The organism is Arthrobacter sp. zg-Y40, assembly GCF_020731535.1.
In the GTDB taxonomy this organism is placed as follows: domain Bacteria; phylum Actinomycetota; class Actinomycetes; order Actinomycetales; family Micrococcaceae; genus Arthrobacter_B.
The window spans coordinates 46,979-72,263 of record NZ_JAJFZS010000008.1 but is presented as its reverse complement, the minus strand read 5'-3'; the positions used below and the strand labels follow the sequence as shown (position 1 = coordinate 72,263).

19 protein-coding genes and 2 tRNA genes are annotated in these 25,285 nt (G+C 65.9%); 4 read left to right on the top strand and 17 right to left on the bottom strand.

The annotated features are described in order from the left end of the window. Positions 1 to 305: 305 nt before the first annotated feature. A complete protein-coding gene (locus LJ754_RS07655; RefSeq protein WP_227926137.1) occupies positions 306 to 3,620 on the bottom strand; it encodes an Rne/Rng family ribonuclease in 3,315 nt (1,104 codons plus the stop codon). 387 nt (positions 3,621 to 4,007) lie between these two features. On the opposite strand from LJ754_RS07655, the gene LJ754_RS07650 reads away from it, so the two are divergent. Further along, positions 4,008 to 4,667, top strand: a complete 660-nt coding sequence (locus LJ754_RS07650; protein ID WP_442860317.1) for a vitamin K epoxide reductase family protein — start codon at positions 4,008 to 4,010, stop codon at positions 4,665 to 4,667. Positions 4,668 to 4,705: 38 nt separating this feature from the next. Here LJ754_RS07650 and LJ754_RS07645 read toward each other — a convergent pair whose 3' ends face one another. Beyond that, positions 4,706 to 5,344 carry a maltokinase N-terminal cap-like domain-containing protein gene (locus LJ754_RS07645; protein WP_227926136.1) on the bottom strand — a complete coding sequence of 213 codons (639 nt, stop codon included), beginning with the start codon at positions 5,342 to 5,344 and terminating at the stop codon, positions 4,706 to 4,708. 113 nt (positions 5,345 to 5,457) lie between these two features. Here LJ754_RS07645 and LJ754_RS07640 point away from each other — a divergent pair, with 113 nt between their 5' ends. Then, positions 5,458 to 6,558, top strand: coding sequence for an SDR family oxidoreductase (locus LJ754_RS07640; protein ID WP_227926135.1), 1,101 nt, complete (start codon positions 5,458 to 5,460; stop codon positions 6,556 to 6,558). Between the two features lie 72 nt (positions 6,559 to 6,630). Here LJ754_RS07640 and ndk read toward each other — a convergent pair whose 3' ends face one another. The 7 genes from ndk to LJ754_RS07605 form a co-directional block, all read right to left on the bottom strand. Continuing rightward, positions 6,631 to 7,047, bottom strand: coding sequence for a nucleoside-diphosphate kinase (gene ndk / locus LJ754_RS07635; protein WP_227911625.1), 417 nt, complete (start codon positions 7,045 to 7,047; stop codon positions 6,631 to 6,633). Positions 7,048 to 7,086: 39 nt separating this feature from the next. Beyond that, positions 7,087 to 7,551, bottom strand: a complete 465-nt coding sequence (locus tag LJ754_RS07630) for a DUF4233 domain-containing protein (protein WP_227926134.1) — start codon at positions 7,549 to 7,551, stop codon at positions 7,087 to 7,089. A gap of 10 nt (positions 7,552 to 7,561) precedes the next feature. After that, positions 7,562 to 8,941: a bifunctional folylpolyglutamate synthase/dihydrofolate synthase gene (locus tag LJ754_RS07625; protein WP_227926133.1), complete on the bottom strand. Its 1,380-nt coding sequence runs from the start codon at positions 8,939 to 8,941 to the stop codon at positions 7,562 to 7,564. Further along, complete coding sequence (ileS, locus tag LJ754_RS07620; RefSeq protein WP_227926132.1) at positions 8,941 to 12,246, bottom strand: isoleucine--tRNA ligase; 3,306 nt, start codon at positions 12,244 to 12,246, stop codon at positions 8,941 to 8,943. The genes LJ754_RS07625 and ileS overlap by 1 nt, the downstream gene beginning before the upstream one ends. Positions 12,247 to 12,647: 401 nt before the next feature. Further along, positions 12,648 to 13,406 carry an SDR family oxidoreductase gene (locus LJ754_RS07615; protein ID WP_227926131.1) on the bottom strand — a complete coding sequence of 253 codons (759 nt, stop codon included), beginning with the start codon at positions 13,404 to 13,406 and terminating at the stop codon, positions 12,648 to 12,650. Positions 13,407 to 13,447: 41 nt separating this feature from the next. Then, entirely contained in the window at positions 13,448 to 14,230 is a 783-nt protein-coding gene (locus LJ754_RS07610) for an endonuclease domain-containing protein (protein ID WP_227926130.1), read from the bottom strand. Between the two features lie 801 nt (positions 14,231 to 15,031). Then, positions 15,032 to 15,415: a DUF488 domain-containing protein gene (locus tag LJ754_RS07605; RefSeq protein WP_227926129.1), complete on the bottom strand. Its 384-nt coding sequence runs from the start codon at positions 15,413 to 15,415 to the stop codon at positions 15,032 to 15,034. A 75-nt stretch (positions 15,416 to 15,490) separates the two neighbouring features. Between LJ754_RS07605 and valS the strand changes: the two genes are divergently transcribed. Then, a complete protein-coding gene (gene valS / locus LJ754_RS07600; RefSeq protein ID WP_227926128.1) occupies positions 15,491 to 18,118 on the top strand; it encodes a valine--tRNA ligase in 2,628 nt (875 codons plus the stop codon). Positions 18,119 to 18,186: 68 nt separating this feature from the next. On the opposite strand, the gene LJ754_RS07595 is transcribed toward valS, so the two are convergent. The 6 genes from LJ754_RS07595 to LJ754_RS07570 all read right to left on the bottom strand — a co-directional run bounded on the left by LJ754_RS07595 (position 18,187) and on the right by LJ754_RS07570 (position 23,435). Next, positions 18,187 to 18,804, bottom strand: a complete 618-nt coding sequence (locus LJ754_RS07595; RefSeq protein WP_227911633.1) for a mycothiol-dependent nitroreductase Rv2466c family protein — start codon at positions 18,802 to 18,804, stop codon at positions 18,187 to 18,189. Positions 18,805 to 18,870: 66 nt separating this feature from the next. Then, positions 18,871 to 20,163 carry an ATP-dependent Clp protease ATP-binding subunit ClpX gene (gene clpX / locus LJ754_RS07590; RefSeq protein ID WP_227911634.1) on the bottom strand — a complete coding sequence of 431 codons (1,293 nt, stop codon included), beginning with the start codon at positions 20,161 to 20,163 and terminating at the stop codon, positions 18,871 to 18,873. Between the two features lie 148 nt (positions 20,164 to 20,311). Further along, positions 20,312 to 20,986 carry an ATP-dependent Clp protease proteolytic subunit gene (locus LJ754_RS07585; RefSeq protein ID WP_227901554.1) on the bottom strand — a complete coding sequence of 225 codons (675 nt, stop codon included), beginning with the start codon at positions 20,984 to 20,986 and terminating at the stop codon, positions 20,312 to 20,314. Between the two features lie 47 nt (positions 20,987 to 21,033). Beyond that, positions 21,034 to 21,654 carry an ATP-dependent Clp protease proteolytic subunit gene (locus LJ754_RS07580; RefSeq protein ID WP_227901586.1) on the bottom strand — a complete coding sequence of 207 codons (621 nt, stop codon included), beginning with the start codon at positions 21,652 to 21,654 and terminating at the stop codon, positions 21,034 to 21,036. A 303-nt stretch (positions 21,655 to 21,957) separates the two neighbouring features. After that, entirely contained in the window at positions 21,958 to 23,307 is a 1,350-nt protein-coding gene (gene tig / locus LJ754_RS07575) for a trigger factor (protein WP_227926127.1), read from the bottom strand. Positions 23,308 to 23,361: 54 nt separating this feature from the next. Continuing rightward, positions 23,362 to 23,435 (bottom strand) — tRNA-Pro (locus LJ754_RS07570). Positions 23,436 to 23,644: 209 nt separating this feature from the next. Here LJ754_RS07570 and LJ754_RS07565 point away from each other — a divergent pair. Next, positions 23,645 to 23,718: transfer RNA gene (locus LJ754_RS07565), tRNA-Gly, on the top strand. A 60-nt stretch (positions 23,719 to 23,778) separates the two neighbouring features. On the opposite strand, the gene LJ754_RS07560 is transcribed toward LJ754_RS07565, so the two are convergent. Then, the gene (locus LJ754_RS07560) at positions 23,779 to 24,678 is read right to left on the bottom strand and encodes an Fpg/Nei family DNA glycosylase (protein ID WP_227926126.1); all 900 of its coding nucleotides are present in this window, start codon (positions 24,676 to 24,678) and stop codon (positions 23,779 to 23,781) included. Next, positions 24,678 to 25,148, bottom strand: coding sequence for a ribose-5-phosphate isomerase (locus tag LJ754_RS07555; RefSeq protein ID WP_227926125.1), 471 nt, complete (start codon positions 25,146 to 25,148; stop codon positions 24,678 to 24,680). Before LJ754_RS07555 ends, LJ754_RS07560 begins: the two co-directional genes overlap by 1 nt. Between the last annotated feature and the right edge of the window lie 137 nt (positions 25,149 to 25,285).

Below are 25,285 nucleotides of genomic sequence, written 5' to 3'. Positions count from 1 at the left end.
GCCATGCAGTTCCGCCTGAACCGATAAACGGTTGGAAGGCGTTCGCACCGAAGTTCAAGGCTACGCTAACGGGACCATAACCCGCAAATGCGTTCTGCATATGCACGTTGGACCTGCGCGCCACCGACTGCCAGTGCCACTGCTCGGCTCCTACTTTATCCTATCCGGGCGCTGTTCCCGGCATCGGCCCCTTCCGGCCCTCCGGGCCGTGTCGGACAGCCGCGCCGGATTAAATGCCAAGGGCGGCAGGGTCCATATGGACCCCGCCGCCCAACAGGCACCGGCACTGCCGGCACCTCGCGGTACTACAGCTCGGACGCGGGCACGCCTACGCCCAGGATGACCGGGGCGCCGGCCTTCTCTTCGCGGGGCGCCGGTGCCGCAGGCTCGGCCGTGACCGTATGCCGGGACGGTTCAGCAGAGGCATAGTGCCGGGGTGCGGTGACCTCCGCTGCGCCCTGCGGGCTGCTGGCAGCCCTGCGGCGACGGGCCGGGCGGGCCGGCGCGGGTGCGGCAGCACTCTGCGGAGCGTCCTGATCCTCACTGCGCTGTTCCGGAGCCGCCGGAGCGGCCGGTTCGTGGGCAACGGCGGAAGCCACCTCGTTGAAGGCCTCCGTGAGGCTCTCCAGCGTGAGGGCAGGCTCTTCCTTCACCGGGCGGCGGCGCTGCCGGCGCGGCACCACCACGGTCTCACCCTGAATGTTCAGGACGGCACCGGGCTCGGTGTCGCCTCCGTCTGCCTGGGCTTCGTCTGCCCTGGCTGCGGCGGCATCTGATACCCCGTTGCCGTTGGCGGCAGCTTCGACCACCTCGTGGGCGGCCGCGGTTGCTGCGGCAATGCTGGCCAGGGCTGCACGGGCCGCCTCTGCCTTTGCCTGGCGCTCGGCGTCCCCATGGTCCGGCTCCTCCGCAGCGGGCTGCTGCTCAGCGGGCTGGACCGGCTGCACACGGTCCCGATCCCGGCTGCGGTTGCGCTTCCGGTCTCCGCGGGACTGCTTCTCCTGCTTGAGGTGCTGCTGGTGGTTGTCCTCGCCAACGGCATGCGCCGGGGCGGCAGCGGGCGTGTGGCTGGTACTGCGGCGGTGTTCCACCGGGACATCCTGCGTGATGACGCCGCGGCCTTCGCAGTGTTCACAGGTCTCGCCGAAGACTTCCAGCAGGCCCGTGCCCATCCGCTTGCGGGTCATCTGGACCAGGCCCAGCGAGGTCACTTCGGCTACCTGGTGCTTGGTCCGGTCGCGGCCCAGGCATTCCACCAGGCGCCGGAGCACCAGGTCGCGGTTGGCTTCAAGGACCATGTCGATGAAGTCGATGACGATGATGCCGCCGATGTCGCGCAGCCGCAGCTGGCGGACCACTTCCTCGGCTGCCTCCAGGTTGTTCTTGGTGACGGTTTCTTCCAGGTTGCCGCCGCTGCCGGTGAACTTGCCGGTGTTCACGTCTACCACGGTCATGGCTTCGGTGCGGTCAATCACCAGCGAGCCGCCGGAGGGGAGGAAGACCTTGCGGTCCAGTGCCTTGGCAATCTGCTCGTCGATGCGGTGCGCGGCGAAGATGTCTTCGTCCTTGGTCCACTTCTCCAGGCGTCCCACCAGGTCCGGGGCCACGTAGGTCACGTAGGCCTCGATGGTGTCCCAGGCTTCCTCGCCGGAAACCACCAGCTTGGAGAAATCCTCGTTGAAGACATCGCGGACCACCTTGATGGTCAGGTCCGGTTCGCCGTAGAGCAGTTCAGGGGGCAGCGTCTTGGTGGACTTGGCCTTGGCATCGATGGTTTCCCACTGGGCACGCAGGCGGTTGATGTCATTCATCAACTCTTCCTCGCTGGCACCTTCGGCAGCCGTGCGGACAATAACGCCCGCGTTCTCCGGCAGGTGGTCCTTGAGGATTTTCTTCAGCCGGTTGCGTTCCACGTCCGGCAGCTTGCGGGAAATGCCGGTCATGGAGCCGCCCGGCACGTACACCAGGTAGCGTCCGGGCAGGGAGATCTGGCTGGTCAGCCGGGCGCCCTTGTGGCCTACGGGATCCTTGGTGACCTGCACCAGTACGGAATCGCCGGACTTCAGCGCCAGCTCGATGCGGCGCGGCTGGCCGTCCAGGCCGGCGGCGTCCCAATTGACCTCGCCGGCGTACAGCACGGCGTTGCGGCCGCGGCCGATGTCCACAAAGGCGGCTTCCATGCTGGGCAGCACGTTCTGGACCTTGCCCACGTACACGTTGCCAATCAGGGAGTCCTGCTGGGTGTTGGATACAAAGTGTTCCGCCAGCACGCCGTCTTCAAGCACGCCGATCTGGATCCGCTCGTCGCGCTGGCGGACAATCATCTGCCGGTCAACGGATTCGCGGCGCGCCAGGAACTCGGCCTCGGTGATCACGTGGCGGCGGCGGCCGGACTCGCGGGACTCGCGGCGGCGCTGCTTCTTGGCTTCCAGACGCGTGGAACCCTTGACGCTGGTCACGCGGTCCGACGCCGGTGCGTCGGCATGGGCGCGCGGGGCGCGGACCCGGGTAACCGTGTTGGGCGGATCGTCGTCCGCTCCCCCGGTCAGTTCCAGATCTGCATCTCCACGCCGGCGACGGCGGCGGCGGCGGGAGGTCACGCCGCCGGCCTCGCTGTCCTCCGGTCCGGTTGAAGCGTTCTCCTCACCGGTGCCTGCCTCGGCCCCGGCACGGCTGCGGCTGCGCCGGCTGCGGCGCGAGCGGGACCGGGTGGAATCGGCAGACTCTTCGTCGTCTTCTGCGGCCGGGTCGGTGTCCGCAGCCTTGACCACGGGCAGGGAGCGGACGGCGGAAAGGTCCGGGGCATGGAAGAGCACCGAGGTGGGTGATTCGGGAACCGCAAACGGATCCAGTGCCGATGCGGGGCCTGCGGGTGCAGCCGCTTCGGTCGCGGCCGACTCAGCTGCGTCCGGGAGTACGGGCTCCGCGGCGGTTTCGGCGGACGGAGCTGCTGCTTCCGCAGAGCGGGCCGGACCGGCGGGCGTGCCGGCACGGCGGCGGGTCCGGGTCTTCGGCGCCGGGGCTTCGGCTTCCGCCTCGGGGCGGGCGGCCAGTGTCACTTCATCTGATGCAGGCACTTCATCTGCTGCAGTCACTTCATCTGCTGCGGGTACCGCGGCATGCACCGGCTCAGCTGCGGCAGCGGAGGTCTCGGCTTCAAGTGCTTCCGCTGGCTTCTTCTTGGCGGGGGCACGGCGGCGGCGCACAGCCTTGGCGGGGGCATCCGCTTCCGCGGCAGCCGGCTCGACGACGCCGCCTGCTGCATGCTCCTGCGTTACCGCTGCGGGGACGGCCTCCGGACCCGCAGCCGGTTCGGCTGCTACAGATTCAACCGGTGCAGACACGGCAGTTGTGGATACGGCCTTTTTGCGGGGGGCGCGGACACGCTTGGGCTTTTCGGCAACGGCGGCAGCCGAGTCTTCGGCGTCAGGAACGGCGGCAGCTTCCGGCAACTGTTCCTGCGCCGGTTCCTGCGTCTTTGCCGGCGAGGTGACCGGCGATGATGACTTGCGGCGGGTGCGGGTGGCTTTCTTGACGGCCGGCTGGGCCTGCGAAGCCCCTTCCCCTGCGGCGGTACCTTCTGCAACTAGTTCATTGGTCAAGTCGTTCTGGTTATTCATTTAGGCCTATGCTCCGGCCCTGCGGCACTGGCCACATTCCAATGCCGAAGGGCAATGTGTCGGCCGTGCGGTGGCATCGCAGCCTGCCCGCCGGCCGGAAGTCGTCTGGATGTCATCCGAGGTCGCGCCGACTGTGGGGCGCGGGATCACTCGAAGACCAGCGGCACGGCTATGGGTCGGTCTGATCGGCGGATTCCCTGGTTCCCACCCGGATTGATGGGCGAACTGCATGGGAAGCGTCACCGGCAGAACCGGAAGCCTGTCGCTGGACCGATGGCGGAATGTGGTTCCGTCACCAGCCAAAGACATTATCTCACATGGCCGCCTTTTTGGCCCGTATGAACCCTTAGACTCGACGCAGACAACTACTCGGTAAAAGGAGCTTCCGTGCCCTCCAGCGCAGCCCGTCAAACTTCCGGCGTCCGGCCGGCTGACCCCGCCCCGTCCCGGGCGGCATCGGCACAGGCCGGTGGGCCGGAACGGCGGCCCTTTATCTGGACCCTGCTCGCCACGTCCGTAATTGGCTGGCTTGCCTCGGGCATCCTGGTCATCGAACGGCTGCATGTGTACGCCGACGCAAACTACATCACCAGCTGTGACATCAGCCCCTGGGTCTCCTGCGGAACGGTCTTCCAGACCTGGCAGGCCTCGCTCTTCGGCTTCCCCAACCCGCTGATCGGCATTGTGGCCTTCGCCGTCACCATCACCACCGCCGTGGGCCTGCTGGCCCGCGCACAGTTTGCCCGCTGGTACTGGGTGGGCCTGCAGGCAGGCGTCACCCTGGGCATGGTCTTCGTTGTGTGGCTGTGGAGCCAGGCCCTGTTCGATATCTACGTACTGTGCATCTACTGCATCGTGGTGTGGGCGGCAATGATTCCTTTGTTCGTGTTCACCACCATCCGCAACCTTGCAGCGGGCGTCATTCCGGCACCGGCGGGGCTGGTGCGGTTCCTCACGGAGTGGGCCTGGGCCATCGTTGTCCTGCTCTGGGTGGCCACGGCGGCGTCCATCTTCTTCCGCTTTATGAATTCCTTCGTCGGAAGCTAACGGCGTAGCGGCCGGCGGCGGTGCCCGGCACTCCCTGCCTAGCCCGCGTTCGGCATTCCCCATGCCAGCACCACGGGGAAATCCTGGCCTTCCCAGGTCGCCTGGAGCGATGGGTCCGGCGCCGTGCGTCCGTCCAGGTCAAGCAGCCGGACCACTGAGAGCTCCCAGCCGCTCTGCTCCAGCACGGACACGGTCCAGTCCTGCGGTTCTTGCGCCGGCGCGTCCGCCAGTTCGGCGCCGTCGGGCATCCCGCTGGTGAAGACCCGCATGGACTCGGGCAGCAGTTCGCGCACGCCGTCGCGCTCGGTGTATTGGGGTGCCTGGCCCTGCCGAGAGAAGAGCGCCGCTTCCAGCGCGGCCGCGTACACCGGGTCCCCGGCCGCGTCGTAGACCCAGCGGCGGCCCAGCACCGAGTGGTCCATCTCGGTGATCAGGAACCGTTCCGCACCGGCCAGCGGTGCATCCCGGTAGGTCAGCGGTACCTGAACCACCAGTGAACCGGCGGCAACAATAAGGGTTTCAATCCCCACTGCGCCTTCCGGGTCCTCAAAGCGGAAGGCCCCGAGTTTCCGTGCCGTGACCGGTTCCGTCGAGGGAAACCACCGCGCCCTCGGCAGCCAGTCGGAGATCAGTTCCAGTTTTCCCGGATGCAGCTCTGCGTCATAGATGAGTGCCATGCGGACAGCATAGGCATGATCAGCGCGTGCGGGTGGAATATCCCCGCTGCAATTCCGGTTGCCGCAAAGGAAGGCGCAGGCACTTTCTGCCGCCGGAAACCGTAAGGAGATCCATGCTTAGGACAACATCCGCAGGCCCAAACACACCGGGCACAGCGCTCGTGGCCGGTGCCACCGGAATCGCAGGCGCGGCGCTGGTCGAACTGCTCACCCGGGAGGGCTGGCAAGTGCTGGCCCTCTCACGCAAGGGCGGCAGCCCCGATCCGTCCCGGCCCGGGGTCGTCCCCGTAGCCGCTGACCTGACCTCGCCGGCGTCGCTCGCAGCAGCGCTGAAGGATGCGCGTCCCACGCACGTCTTCTTCACCTCCTGGTCCCGACAGGAAACCGAAGTCGAAAACATCGCGGTGAATGCCGGCATGGTCCGGAACCTCCTGGCAGCACTGGAAGACGCGCCGCTGGAACACGTGGCGCTGATGACCGGCCTCAAGCACTATATGGGCCCCTTCGAAGCGTACGGCGAAGGCCCCATGCCGGATACGCCGTTCTCGGAAGAGGAACCGCGGCTGCCCGTGGACAACTTCTACTACGCGCAGGAAGACGAACTGATGGCCGCGGCGCAGCGGCAGGGCTTCGCCTGGTCCGTGCACCGCTCCCACACGGTGATCGGCTTCGCCGTGGGCAACGCCATGAACATGGGCCAGACCCTCGCTGTGCAGGCCACCCTCTGCAAGGAACTGGGCCTGCCCTTTATTTTCCCGGGCTCGGAAACCCAGTGGAACTCGATCACGGACATGACCGACGCCGGGCTGCTTGCCGAGCACATGCTCTGGGCGGCCACGGACCCGAACACCGCCAATGAGGCCTACAACGTGGTCAACGGAGACGTTTTCCGCTGGCGTTCACTCTGGCCGCGGCTGGCTGCCGAATTCGGCGTTACGCCCGAAGGCTTCGACACCGTTCCCCGTCCGCTCGAGGAGCAGATGGCCGGCATGGAGGAGGCCTGGAAGGAGCTGGCCGTCCGGCACGGGCTCGCCGAAACCGACATCACCAGGCTGGCGTCCTGGTGGCACACCGACGCCGACCTGGGCCGGAACGTGGAGGTGCTGACCGACATGAGCAAGAGCCGGTTGGCAGGCTTCACCGGCTACCGCCGCACCGAAGACGCCTTCAAGGAACTCTTCGCACGGCTGCGGGACGAAAAGCTCATTCCGTAGCAGTGCCCCTCCCCCGGGCAGAGGAAGGGCCGGCACCCCGCTGGGTGCCGGCCCTTTTTCCTGCCTGACGGGTTACTTGAACCAGATGCCGATTTCCCGGGAGGCTGATTCGGGCGAATCGGAACCGTGGACCAGGTTCTGCTGCACGGCTGTACCCCAGTCACGGCCGAAGTCGCCGCGGATGGTGCCCGGGGCCGCCGTCGTCGGATCCGTGGTGCCGGCCAGCGATCGGAAGCCCTCGATGACGCGTTCGCCTTCCAGGACCATCGCTACAACCGGACCGCTGAGCATGAACTCAACGAGCGGCTCGTAGAACGGCTTGCCCTGATGCTCCTCGTAGTGCTCTTCGAGGATGGCCCGGGTGGCTGCGGTCTTCTTCAGTTCAGCCACGGTGTAGCCTTTGGCCTCGATCCGGGCCAGGATGGCGCCGGTGAGGCGGCGCTCGACGCCGTCGGGCTTAACCAGGACAAGTGTGCGCTCAATGCTCACGATGTATCTCCTTGGAAGTTCGGGTAACTGGTTCTAAGCCTAGTCGGTGCCCGGTGCCGTTGAAGGCCCGGCCTCTTCCGGATGGGCCTGCTCCCACTCGGCCTGCATTCGGTCCCGTTCCCGGTTCTCCCGGTCCAGCCGCATCCCGGCCCGCAGGCCGTACCACCAGGTCAGCGCAAACAGCACGCCGACGAAGAACATGGTCGGCTCCAGGAAGCCGGTGGCAATGATGACCAGCTGCAGGATCCAGCCGATCAGCGGTCCGGCCGGCTTGGACAGCACGGCGCAGGTGCCAACCAGCGCCGCCGCCAGCAGGATGCCGCCGCCCAGCAGCAGCACGGGCGAAAGGGTCCCGCGGTTCAGGCCGAAAACGGCGAGGGTCCCGAAGAGCACTACGAACGCTTCGAGTGTCAGCACCGTGGATGCGAACATTACCTTCACCGAACGGCGCTTCTTGGGCATGCCCGGACGCCATTCGCGCTGCGCCTTGGTCAGTTTTGCCATATCTGCGAACCTACTTTCCGAGGAGGGTGCGCGCTTCGGCGACCAGGGTAATGGAACCGACCACCAGGACACCGCCGGCAAGGTCGTTGTTCTCTTCGGCCTTGGCCACGGCCAGTTCCAGTGCGTTGTCCAGTCCTGCTTCGACCCGGATGTCCTCGTCCGCGAAACCGGCGTCCACTGCGTCCTGGACCAGTTCCTCGGCGGGGATTGCCCGCGGGGAATTGGACTGGGTCAGCACAACGCTGCTGACCAGGTCCCCAAGCTGCTCACGCAGCTCGCTGAGGATCCCGACGGCGTCCTTCTCCGCCAGGATCCCCACCACCAGCACCAAAGTGGTGAAGTTGAAGGACTCACGCAGCGCCTCGGCCGAGGCGCGGGCGCCCGCCGGGTTGTGCGCGGCGTCGACTACGATGGTGGGCGCGGTGCGGACCACTTCCAGGCGGCCGGGCGAGGTGACGGTGGAGAACCCGGTACGGAGCAGTTCGACGTCGAGCTCCTTGGAACCGCCGCCGATAAACGCTTCCAGGGCCGCGACGGCAACTGCCGCGTTCTGCGCCTGGTGCGCGCCGTGCAGGGGAACCAGCAGCTCCTCGTAGCGCCCGGCCAGGCCGTTGACGGTGACCATCTGTCCGCCCACGGCCATCACGCGGGATTCGACGCCGAACTCCACGCCTTCGAACCGGAACGGTACGCCCGTCTCGCGTGCCTTCTCCAGCAGCACCGTCGCGGCCTCCATGGGCTGCGCGGCGCTGATCAGGAAACCGCCCTCCTTGATGATGCCCGCCTTCTCATAGGCGATGTCGGCGACGTCGTCACCGAGCAGTTCGGTGTGGTCCAGCGAGATGGGCGTAATGACGGAAACGGTGCCGTCGCCCACGTTCGTGGCATCGGTGATGCCGCCCAGTCCCACCTCAATGACTGCCGCGTCCACGGGCTCGTCCGCGAAGACGGCGAACGCCAGGATGGTCAGGGCCTCGAAGTAGGTCAGCCGCGGCTCCCCCGCTGCTTCCAGCTCGCCGTCGACAATGTCCAGGTAGGGGCGGATTTCATCCCAGATCCGGACAAACGTTTCGTCACTGACGGGCTCGCCGTCAATGCTGATCCGCTCCGTCACCCGGGTCAGGTGCGGGCTGGTGTAGCGGCCGGTCCGCAGTCCGTAGGCGCGCAGCCCGCCTTCAATCAGGCGGGCCGTGGACGTTTTGCCGTTGGTGCCGGTGATGTGGATGATCGGGAACGCCTTGTTGGGTTCCCCCAGCACTTCCATGGCCCGGAAGAGCGGAGCCAGGCGCGGCTCCATCTTGTTTTCCGGGGCACGGCTGAGCATCTCGGCGTACACGCTCTCCACCGAGAAACCGTCAATCGAACCGGACGGACGGTCTGCTGCGCTCATTAGATCTTCTCCACTGTGACGATGAATTTCCCGCTGTCCTTCTCGTCGTCCGTGACCGTGAGGTCACCGACAACAATCAGGTCCGCGGTGAGGGTTTCAGCCTTGATCAGGCTGATGTTGGCCTCGAGGGCTGCTGCTTCCGCTTCGCCGGTGCTGATCCGGGTGCGGATGCGGTCGCTGATGTGCAGGTCGGCGTCGCGGCGGGCCTGCTGGATGGCGCGGATGCCGTCGCGGGCGGTGCCCTCGGCGGCCAGTTCGGGGGTGACCTCGGTGTTCAGCACCAGGAAGCCGCCGCCCGGCAGCACGGCAACGGCCTTGGCCGATTCACCTTCGCCGGACTCCACGACGGTTTCGAGCGTGTACTCGTGCTCTTCAAGGGCGAGCCCGCCCGCGGTGACCGTGCCGGCGTCGTCCACTGACCAGTCGCCCGATTTGGCGGCCTTGATGGCCGTCTGCACGTTCTTGCCCAGCCGGGGGCCGGCAGCGCGGGCGTTAACCACGAGCTTCTGGCTGATGCCGAACTCGGCCGGGTCCGCGGACGCGGCGTCTACCAGGCGCACGTTCTTCAGGTTCAGTTCGTCGGCGATGATCGCGGCGAACTGGCCCGTAAGGGACTGTGCGTCAGGCGCGACGACGGTCATTTCGGACAGCGGCAGGCGGACCCGCAGGTTCGCGCCCTTGCGCAGGGAGGAACCCACCGAGGCAATGCGGCGGGTCAGGTCCATCCGTGCCACCAGGTCCGGATCCTTCGGGAACAGGTCCGCATCCGGCCAATCCGTCAGGTGCACCGAGCGTCCGCCGGTCAGGCCCCGCCAGATTTCCTCACCGATCAGCGGCAGCAGCGGGGCAGCCACGCGGCACACCGTTTCCAGGCACGTGTACAGCACGTCGAACGCCTGCGGATCTTCGTCGAAGAACCGGGTGCGGCTGCGGCGGATGTACCAGTTGGTAAGCGTGTCCATGTAGGCGCGCAGGATCTCGCACCCCACGGACACGTCGTAGGTGTCCAGGGCCGTGGTCATTTCCCGCACCAGGTCGCCGGTGGCGGCGAGCAGGTAGCGGTCCAGCGGCTCGGTGGAGTCGTAGCGGGCCTTCGCCTCGTAGCCGTTGCCGTTGTTCGCGGCGTTGGTGTACAGGCTGAAGAAGTGCCAGACGTTCCACAGCGGCAGGATGGCCTGGCGGACGCCGTCGCGGATGCCCTGTTCGGTGACAATCAGGTTGCCGCCGCGCAGGATGGGCGAGGCCATCAGGAACCAGCGCATGGCATCGGAGCCGTCGCGGTCCAGGACCTCGGACACGTCGGGGTAGTTGCGCAGCGACTTGGACATCTTCTGCCCGTCGGAGCCCAGGACAATGCCGTGGCTGCTGACGTTGCGGAACGCCGGCCGGTCAAACAGTGCGGTGGCGAGCACGTGCAGCGTGTAGAACCAGCCGCGGGTCTGGCCGATGTACTCCACGATGAAGTCGCCCGGGTTGTGGTGCTCGAACCAGTCGGCGTTCTCCATCGGGTAGTGGACCTGGGCGTACGGCATGGATCCGGAGTCGAACCAGACGTCCAGCACGTCCTCCACGCGGCGCATGGTGGACTGGCCCTCTTCCGGGGTGCGGGGGTCGTCCGGGTTGGGCCGGGTCAGCTCGTCGATAAACGGGCGGTGCAGGTCCGGCTTGCCCTCCTTGTTCAGCGGCAGGCGGCCGAAGTCGGCTTCCATTTCGGCCAGCGAACCGTAAACGTCGGTACGCGGGTAGTTGGGGTCATCCGAAACCCAGACCGGGATGGGGCTGCCCCAGTAGCGGTTGCGGCTGATGGACCAGTCGCGGGCGTTTTCCAGCCACTTGCCGAACTGGCCGTCCTTGACGTTCTCCGGGATCCAGTTGATCTGCTGGTTCAGTTCGACCATGCGGTCCTTGATCTTGGTGACCTCCACGAACCAGGAGGAGACAGCCTTGTAGATCAGCGGGTTCCGGCACCGCCAGCAGTGCGGGTAGCTGTGCTCGTAGCTGGCCTGGCGAAGCAGCCGGCCTTCGGCCTTCAGCACCTTGGTGATGGGTTTGTTGGCATCGAAGACCTGCAGGGCGGCGATGTCCTCCAGCGCGGTCTGGGCGAACATGGGCAGGAACTTGCCGCCCTCGTCCACGGACAGGATCACGGGGATGCCGTTCTCCTCGCAGACCTTCTGGTCATCTTCACCATAGGCCGGAGCCTGGTGGACAACACCGGTGCCGTCGGTAGTGGTGACGTAGTCCGCCGTGACTATCCGCCAGGCGTTTTCGGTGCCCCACTTTTCGGTGTCGGTGTAGATGTTCCACAGCGGTTCGTACCGCAGCCCGGCAAGGTCCTTGCCCAGGTGCACGGCGCTGACGGAGGCGCGGGCGGCCTCGGCGTCGTCGTACCCCAGGTCCTTGGCGTAGGAACCGACGAGGTCCTCGGCCAGGAGGAACCGGCCCTCCCCTGCCTGCGTGCCGTTCGGGCCAGCGGGCACGACGGCGTAGCGGACCTCGGGTCCGACGGCGAGGGCCATGTTGGTGGGCAGGGTCCACGGCGTGGTGGTCCACGCGATGGCTTTGACGCCCTCGAGTTCGGCGGAGAGTACGTTGTCTCCGGCGACCAGCGGGAACGTGACAGTGACCGTCTGGTCCTGGCGCATCTTGTAGACGTCGTCGTCCATGCGCAGCTCATGGTTGGACAGCGGCGTCTCGTCCTTCCAGCAGTACGGAAGCACGCGGAAACCGCTGTAGGTCAGGCCCTTTTCATGCAGGGTCTTGAACGCCCAGATGACCGACTCCATGTACTCGACGTTGAGCGTCTTGTAGTCGTTTTCGAAGTCCACCCAGCGGGCCTGGCGGGTGACGTAGTCCTGCCACTCGCCGGAGTACTTCATCACCGAGGCACGGCAGGCATCGTTGAACTTGTCGATGCCCATCTTCTCGATCTGGACTTTGTCGCTCATGCCCAGCTGCTTCATGGCTTCGAGCTCGGCGGGCAGTCCGTGGGTGTCCCAGCCGAAGCGGCGCTCCACGCGGCGGCCGCGCTGCGTCTGGTAGCGGGCAACCAGGTCCTTGACGTAGCCGGTCAGCAGGTGGCCGTAGTGCGGCAGGCCGTTGGCGAAGGGCGGGCCGTCGTAGAAGACAAACTCGTTGTCGCCGTCGCGGCCGGCGGGGCGGGCATCGATGGAGGCCTGGAAAGTGCCGTCCTGGTCCCAGTACTTCAGAACGCGTTCTTCGAGTTCGGGGAACCGGGGCGAGGAGGGGACGGCAGCGCCGTCGCCGGTGCTGGCTTTGGGGTATACAGAAGGCATTTTCGACATCCTGGTAGCGGCAAGTAAATCTGGCTGTGGAATTCAGGATGCGAGGGCGGCGTTTCCGGACCGCCCCGAAGGACGGCGGTAAACCGCGGTACCACCTCGCTTGCCGCCGTGTGCACACCGGCCGTGGCCGGGATACGCGCGACTGCCGCTCGTTGACTGCTGTGACGGGCTTACCCGTCCGGTTCTACTGGGCCTGCCGCCGTACGTTTGGCTGCCTGCTGTTCTTCCGGAAGCTCACCGGTGATGGCCGGGTCAGTGCTGCTTCGCACAAGTTTAGGCCACGCCCGCGCCGGTTGTCGAAGCACTGCCCCTGGCAGGCGAACCGGGCGCGGCGAAAGCCTGCCCACCGAGTCTGCCGCGGGGGCAGGCCTTCGCCCGGTTACTGCCCGGTTATTGCCCGCTTACTGCCCGGTGCGGATGACTTTGTGCTGGGCCGCCTGGGCCAGCGGGCGCAGCACAACCTGGTCCAGGTTCACGTGGTGCGGCAGGTTCAGGGAAAAGGCCATCACTTCGGCGACGTCCTCGGCGGTGAGGGGCTTCTTCACTCCGGCGTACACCTTGTCGGCCGCGGCCGGATCGCCCAGCCGGTTCAGGGAGAACTCCTCGGTCCGCACCATGCCGGGGGCAATCTCGATGACGCGCACGTTGTGCTCGGCTTCCTCCAGCCGCAGGGTCCGGGCGAGCATTTCCTCGCCCGACTTGGCCGCGCAGTAGCCGGCGCCACCCTCGTAGGCAGTGGACGCCGCCGTCGAGGTCAGCAGCAGCACGGAGCCGCGTCCGCTGTCCCGCAGGGCGGGGAGGAAGGCCTGGGTCATCCGCAGGGCCCCGAGGACGTTGACGTTGTACATCCGCTGCCAGTCACTGATGCTTCCGGTGGCCACCGGGTCCAGTCCGAAGGCTCCGCCTGCGTTGTTGATCAGGGCATCCACTCCCCCGTCCGCCAGGACCTCGCTGGCCAGCCGGGCCACGGAGGCGTCATCGGTGACGTCGGCTGCCATGGCGACGGCGCCGGTCTCCTCTGCGAGCGCCTGCAGCCGGTCTGCGCGGCGGGCCACCGCCACCACGTCCCAGCCCGATGCACGCAGCGCCCGCACTGCGGCGGCTCCAATGCCTGAACTTGCTCCGGTTACTACGGCCCGCTTGGGTGTGATCTCAGTCATGGGAGCTACTTTAGCCAGCGTTTGCCTCTTCCCCGTGTTCGTTACGGACCGGTTCGTGGGCCCAGACCGCCGGCGCCTGCCGCATCCGGTCCCAGACGGGGGTAGAGCGGATTCCAGGTCCGGCACGTGCGATGTACCAGTTCGATGAAGCTGACCGGACTGTGCAGGATCATCTCGGCAGTAACCCGTAAGGTGACCAATCCGCCGGAGGTCGAGCAGTTCCAGCGCTGCCGGTCTTTCCGGTATTCCGTCCGCCCGCTGTGGAAGGCGTAGCCGTCAATCTCAACGATCAGCCATCCGTCAATGAGGAAGTCCACGCGGCCTACTCCGGGCAGCAGCACCTCCTCCTGCGGGCGGAAACCGGCGGCAAGGAGGTGGAACCGGGCACAGACCTCCAGAGGGGAGGCAGTCGTCCGGCGCACGGTTTCAAGCAGTCGGGCGATTCGCCAGTCCCTCGGTCCTGAAAATTCCTGTTTCAGGGTTTCCAGCCCCACGGCGTTGCAGACCACGGCGGACTCAGCGATCGCCAGGGCTTCCACGCTGGGAAGACAGCGGAACGCGTCGCGGACAATCTCCCGGGGTGCTGCTATCAGCCGGTGGCCCGAGCGGCGCCCACGATGCAGCACTGCGTCCGGGAGGGTGAGTGCCCTGTCGCACCGGAGATGAACCGGGCCGGCCGGTGCCAGCACCCACCAGCCCAAGAGGGAGGCCGCGGAAACGCAGGACAGCGATGCCCCGTTGCAGGCCGCCCCAATCAGGGCCGGATCGGCACCTTCCAATGCCAGGAGGCCCCGACCAACATGCCGAAGCAGCCCGGAACGCACGGCCGCATCCACCTGCCGCTGGGAAAACCCGTTTGCTATGAGGGTGTGTTGCCTGGCCAGACAGTGCCTGGACCTGAGGAATGCCTCGAGTTCCTGCATTCCCCCACCCTCGCAGTTGCACTCATCTTCCGGTCGAGCAGTGAACTGTCAGGTGAGGGAACGGACTGCATCGTGGCCTATTCCTCTGCTCTGGAGGGACAGTGACCAACCCGGCCGGCATCGAAACTGAGCTCTTTCCCGTCCGCCGGCTCAGTCCGCAATTGCGCTCTTCCCCACTCCGGCGGCTTTCCAAACCCCCAGCTGCAGCCGCACCTGCTCACTTTTCCCCGCACCTGGCAGCTTCCCTACCTGAACTTCCCACGCTCCGGGACTGCTGTTACTGATGGGGTCACAGCAGCCACATCCGTATCGAAGCGTGGGAAATTCCAGGCACGCGATCGGGCTGGAACCATCCTGGGTACAAGCCGGACTCTATCTCCACATCTCCCAACTTCCAGCCGGCTCTCTACCCGTCCTCCCCCACTCCCGGCCGTCTCCCTGCCGAAGTTCCCCTCTGCCGGCAGCCTCCCGCAGCCGCACCCTGGTCCTTGTCCCTTCTCCCGACAGCTTCCCTAACTGAACTTCCCACGCTCTGGGACTCCTGTGACTGATGGGGTCCCAACAGCCACATCCGTACCGAAGCGTGGGAAATTCCAGGGCCCTCGGCCGGGAACGCCTTGGCAACAAGCCTGCCCTGGGGCTCCGGCACCGCTAGGGCCCGGCATGGGCAACCCTGCCCTGCCCTGCCCTGCCCTGCGAGCCCTACGCCCCCGGACCGGGAACGGCCAGCAGATAGTCCCGCAGCACCACTGCTTCGTTCTCTTTCTCGTTCCGCGCCCCGTACAGCAGCACGGTATCCGGCCGGGACCGGCACTCGAGGTTGAAGTCTGCCACCCCGGGATTGTCCGCAAGTTCGGCCCGGTAGCGCTGCACGAACCCCTCCCAGCGCTCCGGACGGTGGCCGAACCATTTGCGCAGGCCGGTGCTGGGCGCCACGTCCTTCAGCCATTCATCCAGGCTCGCCTTTTCCTTGGACACCCCGCGCGGCCACAGCCTGTCCACCAGGACCCGGAACCCGCCGTCGGGCGGTTCATAGATCCGCCGGATCCGTACGTTCCAGGATGAGGATTCCCTGCTGGCAGCCATACCGGGATGCTACTGCCGGCGAACCCGGTCCCGACAGTGCCGCAGAGCATAGGCCTGCATGGAAGAATGGAAACCATGGCTGAACATATCCCGGGCACAGACACGCCCGACAACGCACCCAAGACCGTTTCCGTCCCCGACAAGCCCGCCCTTGAGGGGCTCGAGTCCAAGCTGAGCCGCCGCTGGCGCGAGGAGGGAACGTACGCGTTTAATCCGGACACCGTCCGGGAGCAGGTCTACTCCATCGACACTCCCCCGCCCACGGCCTCCGGTTCGCTCCACGTGGGACACATGTTCTCCTACACCCAGACCGATGTGATGGCCCGCTACCAGCGCATGACCGGCAAGAACGTGTTCTACCCCATGGGCTGGGATGACAACGGCCTGCCCACCGAGCGGCGCGTGCAGAACTACTACGGCGTGCGCTGCGACCCCACCAAGCCGTACGACGCCGGCTACCGCCCGCCGGCCAAGGCCGCGAAGAACCAGCGGGATTTCGACGTCGTTTCCCGCCGGAACTTCATCGAACTGTGCGAGGAACTGGCTGTGGAGGATGAGAAGGTCTTCGAGGACCTCTTCTCCACCCTGGGCCTGTCCGTGGACTGGAACCGGACCTACCGCACCATCGACGACCACTCACGTGCCGTCAGCCAGCGCGCCTTCCTGGACAACCTGCGGGCCGGCGACGCGTACATGGCCGAAGCCCCCACCCTCTGGGACGTCACGTTCCGCACCGCTGTGGCCCAGGCCGAACTGGAAGACCGCGAGCAGCCCGGCGCCTACCACCGCATCAGCTTCCATGCCCCCGACGGCGAGAAGATCTTCATCGAGACCACGCGTCCCGAACTGCTGCCGGCCTGCGTGGCACTGGTGGCGCACCCCGACGACGAGCGGTACCAGCGCCTGTTCGGCACCACGGTGAAGTCCCCGCTGTTCGACGTCGAGGTTGAGGTGAAGGCGCATCCGCTGGCCAAGCCGGACAAGGGCTCCGGCATCGCCATGATCTGCACCTTCGGCGACCTCACCGACGTGACCTGGTGGCGTGAACTGAACCTGCCCACCCGCGCCGTGATCGGCCGTGACGGCCGCATCCTCGCCGATACTCCGGAGTGGATTGCCACGGAGAAGGCGAAGGAAAACTACGCAGCCCTCGCCACGAAGACGGTCTTCAGCGCCAAAGAGACCGTCGTGGAGATGCTGCGCGAAAGCGGCGACCTCGACGGCGAGCCCAAGAAGATCACCCACCCGGTCAACTTCTTCGAAAAGGGCGACAAGCCCCTCGAAGTGGTCACCAGCCGCCAGTGGTACATCCGCAACGGCGGCCGCGACGAAGAGCGCCGTGAACGCCTGATTGCCCGGGGCAAGGAAATCGACTTCCACCCGGCGTTCATGCGCTCCCGCTACGAGAACTGGATCGAGGGCCTGAACGGCGACTGGCTGGTCTCCCGCCAGCGCTTCTTCGGCGTTCCGGTGCCGGTCTGGTACCCGCTGGACGCGTCCGGCAACCCGGACTATGACCACCCCGTGCTGCCGGCATCAGAGTCCCTGCCGGTGGATCCCGCCGCCGAAGCTGCTCCCGGGTACGAGGAGTCCCAGCGGAACCAGCCCGGCGGGTTCATCGGCGACGCCGACGTCCTGGATACCTGGGCCACTTCCTCGCTGACCCCGCAGATTGTGGGCGGCTGGAGCGTGGAGGAAGACCTGTTTGCCAAGGTCTTCCCGTTCGACCTCCGTCCGCAGGGCCACGACATCATCCGGACCTGGCTGTTCTCCTCCGTAGTGCGCGCGGACGCCCTGAACGCCGCCGCACCCTGGAAGCACGCCGCGATTTCCGGCTGGATCCTGGACCCGGACCGCAAGAAGATGTCCAAGTCCAAGGGCAACGTGGTGGTTCCCACCGATGTGCTCAACGAATACGGCTCCGATGCGGTGCGCTACTGGGCGGCCTCTGCCAAGCTGGGCGCGGACACCGCGTACGAGATTGCGCAGATGAAGATCGGCCGCCGGCTGGCCATCAAGCTGCTCAACGCCTCCAAGTTCGTCCTGAACCTGGGCGCCACGGAGAAGAACGTGGCGCTGGATGACGCCTCGGTGATCACCAACGCACTGGACCTGGCACTGCTTGCCCAGCTGACCGACGTCGTCAACGCGGCCACCAGCGCCTTTGAACGCTACGATTACGCCAAGGCACTGCAGCTGACGGAGTCCTTCTTCTGGTCCTTCACCGATGACTACGTGGAGCTGATCAAGGACCGCGCCTACGGAGCCGCAGGAGACGCGGAGCAGGCCTCGGTGCTGGCCACCCTGGCCACCACCCTGGATTCGCTGCTGCGCCTGTTCGCACCGTTCCTGCCCTTCGCCACCGAAGAGGTCTGGGGCTGGTGGCGCGCCGGCTCGGTGCACCGGGCACCGTGGCCGAACGTGGACGGCCTGTCCACGGCCGTGGCAGACGCCGACGCCGGGATCCTGGGAACGGTCGCCGCTGCCCTGGGCGGCATCCGCAAGGCCAAGTCCGAAGCCAAGGTCAAGCAGCGCACCGAGGTCCTCAAGGCCACGGTAACGGCTCCGGAAGGGGCCGTGGCGCGGCTGCGTGCCGGCTCCGCCGATCTGAAGGCCGCCGGCAATGTCCGCGAACTGAACCTGTCCGTCGGCGAGGGCGAGCTGACCGTCTCCGACGTCGAACTGGCACCGCCCGCGGAGTAGCAGGTACGCAAAAGGCCCGGCCGGAAATATCCGGCCGGGCCTTTTAACGTGTCAGCCGAATTGACGTGTCAGTCGAAGCGGGGGTTTTCGGTACGGCTGCGCTTGAGTTCAAAGAAGGCCGGGTTCGAGGCCAGCATCACGGCGCCGTCGAACATGGTGCCGGCTTCCTCGCCGCGCGGAATGCGCGTCAGGACCGGGCCGAAGAACGCGGTGCCGTTGAAGGCCACTACGGGGGTGCCGACGTCGTCGCCCACCTTCTCGATGCCTTCCTTGTGGGAGGCACGCAGCTGGGCGTCGTATTCGTCCGTATCGGCGAAGCGCGCCAGCTCGGCAGGCAAACCTACTTCGTCCAGGGACTCGCGGATCACGGCGGGGAAGTCATCGTTGCCGCCGTCGTGGATGCGGGTGCCCATGGCGTCATAGAGCTTCTTGACGTACTCGTCGCCGTGCAGTTCCTGTGCGGCAATGATCACGCGGACCGGGCCCCAGCCGCTGTCCATGCGCTGCCGGTATTCCTCGGGCAGGTCGCGGCCCTCGTTGAGGACGGACAGACTCATCACGTGCCACTTGGTGGTTACGTCCCGGACCTGCTCCACCTCGCCCATCCAGCGGGAGGTGACCCAGGCAAACGGGCACATGGGATCAAACCAGAAATCGGCAGTGGACGCAGAACGGTCAGCACTCATGCGGGTCTCCTTCAAAGGTCGTCGACGGCGTTGGATGCCGCGGTCAGTACCGTGTGCAACCGCACTCTAGGCAGATTTGTTCCTGCGCTTGGTAGCGACCGCGTGGGAGATCAGCGTGGGCTCCGCCTTGTTCTCGACGGTATCCGCCGTGATAACCACGGTGGCAACGTCGTCCCGGCTGGGCAGGTCGAACATCACCGGCAGCAGGACTTCCTCCAGGATGGCACGCAGGCCGCGTGCGCCGGTGCCGCGGGCCAGGGCCTGGTCCGCAATGGCATCCAGGGCGCCCTGCTCGAAGGTCAGTTCGACGCCGTCGAGCTGGAACATCTTCTGGAACTGCTTGACCAGGGCGTTCTTCGGCTCGGTGAGGATCCGGATCAGTGCCGTGCGGTCCAGGTTGGACACCGTGGTGATCACCGGCAGGCGGCCGATGAACTCCGGGATCAGCCCGAATTTCAGCAGGTCTTCGGGCATTACCTCGGCGTAGGAGTCGGTGCCCTTGGTGGTTTCGATCAGGGGCGCGCCAAAGCCGATGCCCTTGCGGCCGGACCGGGAACCGATGATTTCCTCGAGTCCGGCGAAGGCACCGGCCACGATGAAGAGGACGTTGGTGGTGTCGATCTGGATGAATTCCTGGTGCGGGTGCTTGCGTCCGCCCTGCGGCGGCACGGAGGCCACGGTGCCCTCCAGGATTTTCAGCAGCGCCTGCTGCACACCCTCGCCGGAAACGTCGCGGGTGATGGAAGGGTTCTCGCTCTTGCGTGAAATCTTGTCGATCTCGTCAATGTAGATGATGCCCTGCTCGGCCTTCTTGACGTCGTAGTCAGCGGCCTGGATGAGCTTGAGCAGGATGTTCTCGACGTCTTCGCCCACGTAGCCTGCCTCGGTCAGGGCGGTGGCATCGGCGACGGCGAACGGTACGTTCAGCCGGCGGGCCAGGGTCTGCGCGAGGTAGGTCTTGCCGCAGCCGGTGGGGCCGATCAGCAGGATGTTGGACTTGCCGATCTCCACCTCGTCCGCAGCGACGGCGTCCGAGAGGTTGCCGGTGCTGCGGGTGGCGTGGCCGGACTGGATGCGCTTGTAGTGGTTGTAGACGGCGACGGCGAGGGAACGCTTGGCCGGTTCCTGGCCGATGACGTATTCCTGCAGCGAGTCGAAGATCTCCCGCGGTTTGGGCAGCTCGAAGGTACCGAGATCGGCTACCTCGGAGAGCTCCTCTTCAATGATCTCGTTGCATAGATCAATGCATTCGTCGCAGATGTACACGCCGGGGCCTGCAATGAGCTTCCGCACCTGCTTCTGGCTCTTTCCGCAGAAAGAGCACTTGAGCAGATCCGTGCTCTCACCAATGCGAGCCATAGTTCAGTCCCCTTAGATGGTCCTTCAAAAAGCGGTTCCGCAGCACAAGCCAGCCAACCATGTTCCACTCTAGGACACTTGGCAGAGCTATTCAGCAACCGAGCGGCCCGTGGTGCGAAATAACGCACCACGGGCCGCCCGGATCCGGCTACATCTTGTTGATGGCCGGCGTCTTGATCTTGCGGGAATCCAGTACCTGGTCGATCAGGCCGTATTCCAGTGCGGCATCGGCGGTCAGGATCTTGTCCCGCTCGATGTCGGTGTTCACCTGCTCGGAGGTGCGGTTGGAGTGCAGCGCCAATGTGTCTTCCAGCCACGTGCGCATCCGCATGACCTCGGCGGCCTGGATTTCCAGGTCAGAGGCCTGCCCGCCCTGTCCGCCGGACAGCGAAGGCTGGTGGATCAGCACGCGGGCGTTCGGCAGTGCCAGGCGCTTGCCCGGCGTACCGGCGGCGAGCAGCACGGCTGCGGCGCTGGCTGCCTGGCCCAGGCAAACGGTCTGGATCTCCGGGCGGATGTACTGCATGGTGTCGTAGATGGCCGTCATGGCCGTGAACGAACCGCCCGGGGAGTTGATGTACAGGGTGATGTCGCGGTCCGGGTCCGTGGACTCAAGCACGAGCAGCTGGGCCATGATGTCATCCGCGGAAGCGTCGTCCACCTGTACACCCAGGAAGATAATGCGGTCTTCGAAAAGCTTGGTGTACGGGTCCTGGCGCTTGAAACCGTAGGGCGTACGCTCCTCGAACTGCGGCAGGACGTAGCGGCTGGTGGGCATCTGCGGTGCTGCGGCGGAGCCGGCGGTGCCGAAGTTATGGTTCATGAATTACTCCTGAAGTATGCAAATGGAGGAATGGCAGGATGCGGACCCTAGTCCTCGTCCTTGCCCTCTGCCTGGTCCTGGTTGGTTCCGCCGCCTCCGGTGACTCCGCCGGCGTGGGCGGAAATCTTGTCGAAGAAGCCGTATTCCAGGGCTTCCTGCGCGGTGAACCACTTGTCGCGGTCATTGTCCCGGAGGATGGTTTCAACGCTCTGGCCGGTCTGCTCTGCGGTCAGCTCGGCCATAACGCGCTTCATGTTCAGGATCAGCTCGGCCTGGATCTTGATATCCGAAGCCGTGCCGCCGATGCCGCCGGAGGGCTGGTGCATCAGGATGCGGGCGTGCGGGGTGGCGTAGCGCTTGCCCTTGGTGCCCGAGGACAGCAGGAACTGTCCCATGGATGCGGCCAGGCCGGTTGCCACGGTTACCACGTCATTCGGGATGAACTGCATGGTGTCGTAGATGGCCATGCCGGCCGTCACCGAACCGCCGGGCGAGTTAATGTAAAGGTAGATGTCCTTCTCGGGATCTTCGGCCGAGAGCAGCAGAAGCTGGGAGCAGATCGCGTTGGCATTCTCGTCCCGGACTTCCGAGCCCAACCAGATGATCCGCTCTTTGAGCAGGCGGTTGTAGATGTAGTCGTCCCGGCCGGCCGGGTCCACCGTTGCCATAGTGGGTGTGTTCGGTGCAGTTGCCATGAGTGACCTCTCGCTCTGGCAGGAACCAGGTGCCGGCTGTGCCGGCTGCTCCTGCCGTTTGTCTCTCCTAGGACACTAGCCTGTCAGCGCCGTGCCCGGCTTCCGTTTGGCAGGCTGTTCGCTGACGGCGCACGATGTGGATCACAGGGTCCGGTGGCGCCCGTGACGCCTCCGCGGCAGGCTGAAGCCCCGCCTTAACACACTGTCTTAAACGCACCGCGCCGCCGGCCCTTTCGGACCGGCGGCGCGGTGTGTATCGCTTCGAACCTTCGAAGGCTAGGCCTTGTCTTCGTTCTGCTCTTCGGTTTCTGCTGCTGCTTCAGCCTCTTCGCCGGCGGGGCGGACGAATTCGGTGAGGTCGATCTCGGCACCGGTGGTGTCGGTGACCTTGGCCAGCTCCAGGACCTTGGCCAGGGCCTTGCGGCGGCGGACTTCACCAACCATCATCGGCACCTGTCCGCTCTGGTCGATCAGCTGGGCGAACTGGTTCGGATCCATGCCGTACTGGCCGGCGCTGGAAACGATGTAGTCGATCAGCTCGTTCTGGTTGACGCCTACTTCTTCCTTCTCCGCCACGGCGTCGAGGATGATTTCGTTCTTGAAGGCCGCCTCGGTGTTGGCGCGGACTTCGGCGCGGTGCTCTTCGGTGTCGTGGTCGGCACCCGAGGCCTGGGCGCTCTCGGAGTTGAAGTGCTGCTCGATCTGCTCTTCGATGACGGATTCCGGAACCGGAACCTCAACGAGCTCCAGCAGCTTCTCCAGCACCTTGTCGCGGGCCTCGACGCCCTGCTCCATGAGCTTGGACTCGGCGGCGCGCTTGACCAGGTCCTCGCGCAGCTCGGCGATGGTGTCGAATTCACTGGCCAGCTGGGCGAAGTCGTCATTGGCTTCCGGAAGCTCGCGCTCCTTGACGGCCTTGACCGTCACGGTGACCTCGGCGTCGGCGCCTGCGTGCTCGCCGCCGGCCAGCTTCGTGTTGAAGGTGGCGGATTCGCCGGTGCTCAGGCCGGTGACGGCCTCGTCCATGCCCTCGAGCATGGTGCCGGCGCCCACCTGGTAGGACAGGTCTGCTGCGGAGTCGACCTCTTCACCGTCAACCTTGGCGACGAGGTCCATGGTCAGGAAGTCGTCGGCTACGGCCGGACGGTCCACGGACTTCAGCGTGCCGAAACGGCCGCGCAGTTCGTCCAGGGCCTTGTCGACGTCGGCGTCGGAAGCTTCGGCAGGCTCAACCGTGACCTCGAGGCCGGCGTAGTCCGGGAGCTCGATTTCCGGGCGGATGTCCAGCTCGACAGTGAAGACCAGCTGGCCCTCGTCGGAGGCGGGGTCCGGAACTTCGGTGATCTCAACCTCGGGGCGGCTCAGGGGGCTGATGCCGGTTTCCTGTACTGCTTCTGCGTAGAAGCCGTTCAGTCCGTCATTGATAGCCGTCTCGAGGACGTAGCCGCGGCCTACGCGCTGGTCGATGATGCGGTTGGGAACCTTGCCCTTGCGGAAGCCCGGGACCTGCACCTGGGTGGCGATGGTCTTGTAGGCCTCGTCGATGCTCGGCTTCAGTTCCTCGAACGGAACTTCAACGTTGAGCTTTACCCGCGTGGGTGTGAGGTTTTCTACGGCGCTCTTCACAGCGTAAGTTCTCCTGAGGGTTCTGGGATTGGTCTGCACCATGGTTATACAGAGTCGGGGTGACAGGATTTGAACCTGCGACTTCCTGCTCCCAAAGCAGGCGCTCTTCCAAGCTGAGCTACACCCCGTCAGTGCACCTGACAGCCTACCTGCCCGAAAGCGGGTATGACGAATTCCGCAGCTGTCGGTTCCGGTGCTGGTCCGGTGTTGGTCCGGTGCAAGGCCCGGTGCAAGGCCCGGTTCGGGACCGGCCCGGCCCTTGACCGGCAACACTGTTCCGCACCGATTACTCAGGGCAGGTTTTCCCGTGCTAAGGTAAAACCTGCCTTACGGCGCCGGGGATGTAGCTCAATGGTAGAGCCTCAGTCTTCCAAACTGATTACGCGGGTTCGATTCCCGTCATCCCCTCCACCTTAGAAGGGCCTTTTCCACAGGGAAAGGCCCTTCTTACGTTAATGCCGCACCCAGCCCCTAGTCCGCCTGGCAGACCGGGCACCAATACAGTTTCCGGGCGCCCATTTGGGTCCCCGCCACTGCGGTGCCGCACCGCCGGCACGGCAGTCCGGTCCGCTTGTACACGTAGTGCGCCTCGGCCACCGGGACGGGCTCGGCCGGGTCTGCCCGGTCCTGCGGTTCGGTAGTGATGATCCGGCCCTGCCGCACGCCGTCGTTCATCAGGGCCACGACGTCGGCCCACAGGGCTTCCGCCTCGGCAACAGTCACATCCCGGCCGAGGCGCCAGGGCGAAATCCTCTGCCGGAACAGCACTTCCGCCCGGTAAACGTTGCCCACCCCGGCCAGGATCTCCTGGTTCATCAGGAGCAGCCCCACGGGTGAGCCCTTGCCGCGCACACGCCGCACGAATTCCTGGACCGATGCGGACGCAGAGGCGTCCGGTCCCAGCGGATCCGGCCCCAGGCGCGCCAGGACAGCAGCACGTTCCGAGCCCGTGATGACCTCGCACGCCGTCGGTCCGCGCAGGTCCGCCCAGCCGTGCTCCGACACCAGCCGCACCCGCACCGCACCCTTGGGCTCGGGCGGGCCGGCGTACCCGGCGCCGTCGTCGTCACCGGCGACTTCCCGCTCCCCCACCCGGCGGGGCGCGCCGATGCTGGAAGCACCGGCAAAAGTTTCATCACCGCCGAAATCGAAGGCACCGTACAGGCCAAGGTGGATGCGCAGGTAAAGGTCATGGTCGAAGCGCAGGAACAACTGCTTGCCGTGTGCTTCAGCAGTTTCCAGGACATGGCCGTCAAGCCGGGCGGCTCCGGCGGCGAAACGCCCCTGCGGGCTGCTGACCGCCAGCCGCGCGCCGGCAAAGGCGGAGGAGAACTGCCGGGCCAGCCGGTGGATGGAGTGCCCTTCGGGCATCAGGCGGTGGTGCCGGTGGCTTCGTAGCGCGCGATCTGGCCGATCCGGCGCACGTGGCGTTCGTCTCCGCTGAACGGCTCGGCGAGGAAGGCGTCGATGATTTCCGCGGCTTCGTCCACGGTGTGCTGCCGCCCGCCCACCGCCACCACGTTGGCGTCGTTATGCTGGCGGGCCAGCCTGGCCGTATCCAGGTTCCAGGCCAGCGCGGCCCGGATGCCGCGGACTTTGTTGGCGGCAATCTGCTCACCGTTGCCGGAACCGCCAAGGACAATGCCCAAGGCATCGACGCCGGCCTTCCAGTCATCCGCCACCGCCTGTGCGGCGTTGATGCAGAAGGCTGGGTAGTCATCGTTGGCGTCGTATTCCTGCGGACCGTGGTCCACCACGTCGTAGCCGCTCTCCCGCAGGTGTCCAATCAGGTGGGAACTGAGTTCCATGCCCGCGTGGTCGGTTGCAATGTGCACGCGCATTCTAGGTAAGTCCATTCGGTGTTGGGGCCAGATGACACTTCCAGCGTAGCTTCAGCCTCTGCAGGGGCTGAAAAATCGTGAAAACATGCTAAGGCGCCTAACCCCGGCACATGGGCTGTCGATAGTGAGAGTAGGAC

Bases quoted from the DNA above. Each gene is read 5' to 3' on its own strand.
- LJ754_RS07595 (WP_227911633.1), bottom strand. From the start codon at position 18,804: ATGAGTGCTGACCGTTCTGCGTCCACTGCCGATTTCTGGTTTGATCCC.
- ileS (WP_227926132.1), bottom strand. From the start codon at position 12,246: ATGTCGAAAATGCCTTCTGTATACCCCAAAGCCAGCACCGGCGACGGC.
- LJ754_RS07555 (WP_227926125.1), bottom strand. From the start codon at position 25,148: ATGCGCGTGCACATTGCAACCGACCACGCGGGCATGGAACTCAGTTCC.
- valS (WP_227926128.1), top strand. From the start codon at position 15,491: ATGGCTGAACATATCCCGGGCACAGACACGCCCGACAACGCACCCAAG.
- LJ754_RS07640 (WP_227926135.1), top strand. From the start codon at position 5,458: ATGCTTAGGACAACATCCGCAGGCCCAAACACACCGGGCACAGCGCTC.
- LJ754_RS07625 (WP_227926133.1), bottom strand. From the start codon at position 8,941: ATGAGCGCAGCAGACCGTCCGTCCGGTTCGATTGACGGTTTCTCGGTG.
- LJ754_RS07605 (WP_227926129.1), bottom strand. From the start codon at position 15,415: ATGGCTGCCAGCAGGGAATCCTCATCCTGGAACGTACGGATCCGGCGG.
- LJ754_RS07615 (WP_227926131.1), bottom strand. From the start codon at position 13,406: ATGACTGAGATCACACCCAAGCGGGCCGTAGTAACCGGAGCAAGTTCA.
- LJ754_RS07585 (WP_227901554.1), bottom strand. From the start codon at position 20,986: ATGAACCATAACTTCGGCACCGCCGGCTCCGCCGCAGCACCGCAGATG.
- LJ754_RS07655 (WP_227926137.1), bottom strand. From the start codon at position 3,620: ATGAATAACCAGAACGACTTGACCAATGAACTAGTTGCAGAAGGTACC.
- clpX (WP_227911634.1), bottom strand. From the start codon at position 20,163: ATGGCTCGCATTGGTGAGAGCACGGATCTGCTCAAGTGCTCTTTCTGC.
- LJ754_RS07645 (WP_227926136.1), bottom strand. From the start codon at position 5,344: ATGGCACTCATCTATGACGCAGAGCTGCATCCGGGAAAACTGGAACTG.
- LJ754_RS07560 (WP_227926126.1), bottom strand. From the start codon at position 24,678: ATGCCCGAAGGGCACTCCATCCACCGGCTGGCCCGGCAGTTCTCCTCC.
- LJ754_RS07580 (WP_227901586.1), bottom strand. From the start codon at position 21,654: ATGGCAACGGTGGACCCGGCCGGCCGGGACGACTACATCTACAACCGC.
- LJ754_RS07630 (WP_227926134.1), bottom strand. From the start codon at position 7,551: ATGGCAAAACTGACCAAGGCGCAGCGCGAATGGCGTCCGGGCATGCCC.